The organism is Teichococcus deserti, from assembly GCF_001982615.1.
GTDB lineage: Bacteria > Pseudomonadota > Alphaproteobacteria > Acetobacterales > Acetobacteraceae > Pseudoroseomonas > Pseudoroseomonas deserti.
The window spans coordinates 1-5,103 of the sequence record NZ_MLCO01000457.1; the positions used below are offsets into that span (position 1 = coordinate 1).

5 protein-coding genes and 1 pseudogene are annotated in these 5,103 nt (G+C 74.4%); 4 read left to right on the top strand and 2 right to left on the bottom strand.

Translation table 11 applies throughout. From position 1 onward, the window contains the following. From BKE38_RS32610 to BKE38_RS28945, 4 genes and pseudogenes are all read left to right on the top strand, one after another. Positions 1 to 430 (top strand): annotated as a pseudogene (locus BKE38_RS32610) (multidrug effflux MFS transporter); the annotation flags it as partial. Next, positions 427 to 1,323 (top strand): 2-dehydropantoate 2-reductase, encoded by an 897-nt coding sequence (locus BKE38_RS28935; RefSeq protein WP_076960573.1) that lies wholly within the window; start codon positions 427 to 429, stop codon positions 1,321 to 1,323. The pseudogene BKE38_RS32610 and the gene BKE38_RS28935, both read left to right, overlap by 4 nt. 83 nt (positions 1,324 to 1,406) lie before the next feature. Continuing rightward, a complete protein-coding gene (locus tag BKE38_RS28940; RefSeq protein ID WP_076960574.1) occupies positions 1,407 to 1,733 on the top strand; it encodes a hypothetical protein in 327 nt (108 codons plus the stop codon). Beyond that, positions 1,726 to 2,292, top strand: a complete 567-nt coding sequence (locus tag BKE38_RS28945) for a hypothetical protein (protein ID WP_076960575.1) — start codon at positions 1,726 to 1,728, stop codon at positions 2,290 to 2,292. Before BKE38_RS28940 ends, BKE38_RS28945 begins: the two co-directional genes overlap by 8 nt. 99 nt (positions 2,293 to 2,391) lie before the next feature. On the opposite strand, the gene BKE38_RS28950 is transcribed toward BKE38_RS28945, so the two are convergent. Both BKE38_RS28950 and BKE38_RS28955 read right to left on the bottom strand, forming a co-directional pair. Then, a complete protein-coding gene (locus BKE38_RS28950; protein ID WP_131829785.1) occupies positions 2,392 to 3,807 on the bottom strand; it encodes an MFS transporter in 1,416 nt (471 codons plus the stop codon). A gap of 323 nt (positions 3,808 to 4,130) precedes the next feature. Then, positions 4,131 to 5,103, bottom strand: a 973-nt coding sequence (locus BKE38_RS28955; RefSeq protein ID WP_076960577.1) for a calcium-binding protein, incomplete at its 5' end; no start/stop codon positions are given.

Consider the following 5,103-nt stretch of genomic DNA (forward strand, 5'->3'; position numbering starts at 1 on the left):
CTTCGGCATCTGGCTGGGCAGCGCCTGCGCCAGCCGGCTGGCGCGGCGGGTGCGGCTGGCGAAGCTGATGGTGCGCGGCAACCTGATCAGCCTGCTCGGCGCTTCCCTGTTTCTGGCCGCGGTGGTCGCGGGACATTTCAATGTCGCGGTGACCGTCATCGGCATGGCGCTGTTCACCTTCGGCGCCGGCATGGCCGGGCCGCCGGCGCTGGCCGAGGCGCTCAGCGTCAATCCGAAGGTGGCGGGCTCGGCCAGCGGGCTCTACGGCTTCGCGCAGATGGGCATCGGCGCCGTCTGCACCGCGCTGGCCGGCGCCAGCCACGCGCATGCGCTGACCGTCGGCATCATCCTGGTCAGCGCCGGCCTGCTGAGCCAGCTCGGCTTCTTCATGGCGCTGCGCGCGCCGCGTCTGGCAGGATCGGCGACGTGACGGGACAGAGCGTGGCCGTGATCGGCCTGGGCGGCATCGGCGGCAGCCTGGCGGCGGCACTGCAGGCGGCCGGGCGCCATGCCGTGCTCTGCTGCGCCCGGCGGCCGCTGGACCGGCTGATCCTGGACCACCCCGAAGGACGGGAGGAGGTTTCGCCACCGGTCGCCACCACGCCCGAGGGGCTGTCGCCGGTGGATTGGGTGGCGCTCTGCACCAAGGCGCAGGACAGCGCGGCGGCGGCGCCCTGGCTGCGCGTGCTGTGCGGCCCGGCGACGCGGGTCGCGGTGCTGCAGAACGGCATCGGCCATGCGGCGCGGCTCGGCGGCGTGGTGCCGCCGGAGCGCGTCGTCCCTGCCATCGTCTACTTCAACGGCGAGCGGCTGGGCGACGGGCATCTGCGCCTGCGCCGCGTCACCGAATGCGACATGGCGGTGCCCGACGACGAGGCCGGCCGCGGCTTCGCGGCGCTGCTGGCCGGCAGCCTGGTCGGCGCCCATCCGGCGCCCGACTTCGTCACCCGCGCCTGGCGCAAGCTGCTGATCAACATCGTCGCCAATCCGCTGACCGCCATCACCCGGCAGCGCCAGCAGGTGCTGCGGCGCGACGACATCCGCGCTCTGGGCCTGGCGCTGCTGGAGGAGGCGGTCGCCGTCGGCCGTGCCGAGGGCGCCGAGCTGCCGGGCGACGCCGCCCGGGCGGTCTGGGCGCTGCTGATGACCTATCCCGCCGAGGCCGGCACCTCGATGTACCAGGACGCCCTGGCCGGCCGGCCGCTGGAGATCGAGGCGTTGACCGGGACGGTGGTGGCCGCCGCCGAGCGCCACGGCATCCCGGTGCCGCAGAACCGGGCGATGCTGGCGCTGCTGCGGGCGGTGAGCGACGCGGCGGGCTGAACCGGTCCCCACGCGGGCTTTTGCCGGCGCGCCGCCTTTTCGCCGCAGTTGGCCGCTGCGCTGCGCGGCGGAGGAGAAGGCCCGTGCCCCACAGCAGCATCGCCTGGAAGCAGATCGGCGTCGGCTACCTGGTCTGCGCCTGCATCTTCCTGGGCGCCCTGGCCGGGCTGGCGCTGCCGCCGCGCGCGCTGCAGAGCGGCGGGAACAGCCTGCTGGGCTTCCTTGTCCTCCTCGCCCTTTGGGCGCTGGCCTGTGTCGTGCGGCGCCTGGCCCGCCGGATCGCGCCGGCCGGCCTGCCCGCGGCCTGGCGGGAGCCGGCCAAGACCGCCGCCGTGCTGCTGCTCTTCGCCGGGTCGATGGCGGCCACCGCGGCCCTGGCGCTGCGGCTGTGGCAGGTGAACCATGGCTGAGGGCCGGTTCGAGGCCAGGGCCGGTCGCCGCCAGGCACTGCTGGTGCTGGCGATGATCGTCCCGATCCTGGTGCTGGGCGCCGTCGGCCTGCCGCTGCACCCGGCGGCGCCGATGGCAGCGCGGGCGATCGGCCTGGTGATCCTGCTGCCGCTGGGCTTCTGGGTGGCGCAATGCCTGCGCGCCCTGCTCGACCGGCGGCCGGTGATCGAGATCGACGCGCAAGGCCTGCTCTGGCGCCGCTGGTCGTCGCGTCGCATCCCCTGGGACGCCTTCAGCCATTGGCAGGAGAAGGGCTTCGGCTTCGGCCCGATGCTGTGCTTCTGGCTGGCGCGGCCCGAAGACCATCCGCCCGGCCTGGTCCAGCGCCTGCTGCGCCCGGCCAATCGCTGGCTGGGCTTCGGCGACATCGCGCTGAGCACCGCCGGCACCGACCGCCGCTTCGAGGAACTGGCCGCGGCCCTGCGCCGCTTCGCCCCGCCACCGCCGCTGCCCGACGATCCCCGGCTGGCGCGGCGGGTGCTGAAGCACCCCGCCCGGCAGCAGCGGCGCGGCGCCTAGAGCCGATCGGCGTCGGACAGACGATGCCACCCGGCTCCAGGTCTTTGTTGGGACGCGTGATCCAGGCCTTTCGGTGATTGCACCCCAAGCCACCGCGCTCTAGTCGGAAAAGACCCGCGCATCGGGCGCTTCCGGGCCGTCCTCGCCTTCCTCCTCGACGCGGCCGATGAAGCTGGCCGCCGCCGCCAGGCCGGCGAAGACGGCCGCCAGGGCCAGCGCCCGCACCGCCTCACCGCCGAGGGCAGGCAGCATCGCCGCCAGGGCCAGCAGGAAGGGCGCCGCCATCCGGGCGATGCCCTCGACCAGCGCCTGCGCCGCCGCCGCCGCCGGCGACCGCCCGACCGGGGCGCTGCGCAGCAGCCGGGTGGTGGCGCCGGCCTCGACCAGCCCGCGCCCGATCCCTGCGGCCAGCAGCGCCAGCAGCAGCAGGGCGCGCGCCTCGTCCGGCGGCAGCGCGGCGAAGAGCGCATAGGCCGCCGCCAGCAGCACCGCCCCGAGCGGCAGCACCGGCGCCGCCGGCCGGCGGTCCAGCAGCCAGCCGCCGCCCAGCGCCGCCAGCCCGGCCAGCATCCCGGCGAAGGCGAGCGGCAGGCCAAGCGCGCCCGGGCCGATGCCCCAGCCGCGCATCACGTGGTGGATCAGCACCAGCTCGGCCAGGGACAGCGCCGCCGCCGCCAGCAGCCGCACCAGCAGCGCGCCGGCGAAGCGCGGCCGGGCCAGCAGATCGCCAGGCAGCAGCGGCGCCTCGCGGCCGTGCTGCTGCCAGATCCACAGGCCGAGCAGCACCAGCCCGATCACCAGCAGCACGCCCAGCAGCAGGTTGCCCAGCACGAAGAGACCGGGAATGCCGACCAGCAGCAGCGCCAGGGTGGCGACCGCCAGCAGCATCCCCAGCGGATCGAACCGCCCCGGCAGCCTGCGGTCCCGCGGCGCGGTGGTTGAGAGCAGCCAGGCGGCGACGGTCGGCGGCGCCAGCGCGGCGGCGACCATCCCGAGCGGCGGCAGGCCGAGCCGGTCCAGCCCGATCCAGACCAGCGAGGGCCAGTAGAGCGCAACCGCCACCCCGAGCCCGGCGGCGCCGACCGCCAGCCCGATCCGCGCGCCCGGCACGCTCAGCCGCAGCAGCGACAGGCTGGCCGGCAGCAGCAGCGCGGTCGCCGCCCCCTGCAGCAGCCGCAGCGCCAGCATCGGCCAGAAGCCCATCGGCAGGCAGGCCAGCAGCCCCATGACCAGCGCCGCCACGAGCCCCAGGCGGAAGGCGCGACGCGGCCCGGCCACCGGCACCAGCGAGGCCAGCGGCAGCAGCCCCAGCACCAGCCCGGCCAGCTGCGCGCTGAGCAGCCAACCCAGCGAGGTGGCGGGCAGCGCCAGCTGGGCATGCAGGATCGGCAGCACCATGGCGCCGATGCTGCCTTGCAGCGCCACCAGCGCCAGGCCGAGCAGGGCGGCGGCCGGCAGGCGGAACGGAGAGGCCTCGGCCTCGGCAGCAGGGGATGAAGCGGGGGATTGCGGCACGCGGCCTCCGGCGGAGATGAGCGCCTCCGCTCTGGCCAAGGTGGCGCCGGGCGGCAAGCGAGCTTCCGGTGAGCGTCAGTCACATCCCCGTCGTCGGCCGCCGGCGCCGCTCCTGGAGCAGGGCCGGCCGCTGACCATGGTGGTGCCGTCGCGAAGCGGCCCGGAAGACCCCTCTCGGGGCTGCCGGGTTGATCGCCGGCTATGTGGAGCGCCCCGCCGGGAGACCGGCGGGGCGTTCTGCATCGTGCGGCTGGCCTTGTGGCACCAGCGAGCCGTGAGGCTCGCCGGTCGGCCGCCACCGCCCCGAAGGGCCGTGATCAGGATCAGTTCGGGGCGAAGAGGAAGTGGTCCGAGGTCAGGCTGGCGATCGTCGTGTTGAGGATGGTCAGCACGTCGCCGTTGCCGGCATCCACCACCACGTCGGCGCCGGTCTGCACGAACTTCGCGGACACCTCCGCGTAGCTGTCGAGGCTGGAGCCGAAGCCGGTCCAGTCGATCATGTCCGCCTCGGTCGCCGAGAAGTCCATGATCTTGTCGGCGCCGTCGCCCTTGGTGAAGACGAAGGTGTCGGCCCCGGTGCCGCCGGTCAGATCGTCAGCCCCGGCGCCGCCCACCAGGCGGTCGTTGCCGGCGCCACCGAAGAGCTTGTCGTCGCCCAGGCCACCGCTCAGCACGTTGGCCAGCGCGTTGCCGTAGAGGAAGTCGGCCTGGTTCGAGCCTTCCAGGTTCTCGACCTGGAAGAACTGGTCGCCCAGCGCCTCGCCGGTGCCGGCCCGCGCGCCGCTCAGATCGGCGGTGACGCCGGTCGTCGCATTGCGATAGGTCGCGGTGTCGTTGCCCTCGCCGCCGGTCAGGACGTCGCGGCCAAGGCCACCCTCGAGGATGTCGTCGCCGGCCTCGCCCAGGAGCTGGTCGTTGCCCGCGCCGCCGGCCAGGTAGTTCGCGCCGGCATTGCCGCGGATGAAGTCGTCATGGACCGAGCCGGTCACGTTCTCGATGCTGATCAGCACGTCGCCGGCCGCACCACCGAGGGTCCCCTGCGTCTCGTCCTGCAGGTTGACCGACACGTACAGAGTGCTGTCGGAGTAATCGGCCGTGTCCACGCCAGTCCCGCCATCCAGGTAGTCGGCACCCGCGCCGCCCTTCAGGATGTCGTTGCCCGCGCCGCCGTAGAGGACGTCGTTTCCGGCGCCGCCCTCCAGCGTGTCGGCCAGGTTGCCGCCATGCAGGATGTCGTTGCCGCCGCCGCCGGAGATCGCGTTGATCCCGTCGTCGTTGCCCCAGAGCTCGTTGGCG

What these genes read in the sequence shown, in the direction of transcription:
- BKE38_RS28945 (WP_076960575.1), top strand. Translation starts at nt 1,726, where the DNA reads ATGGCTGAGGGCCGGTTCGAGGCCAGGGCCGGTCGCCGCCAGGCACTG.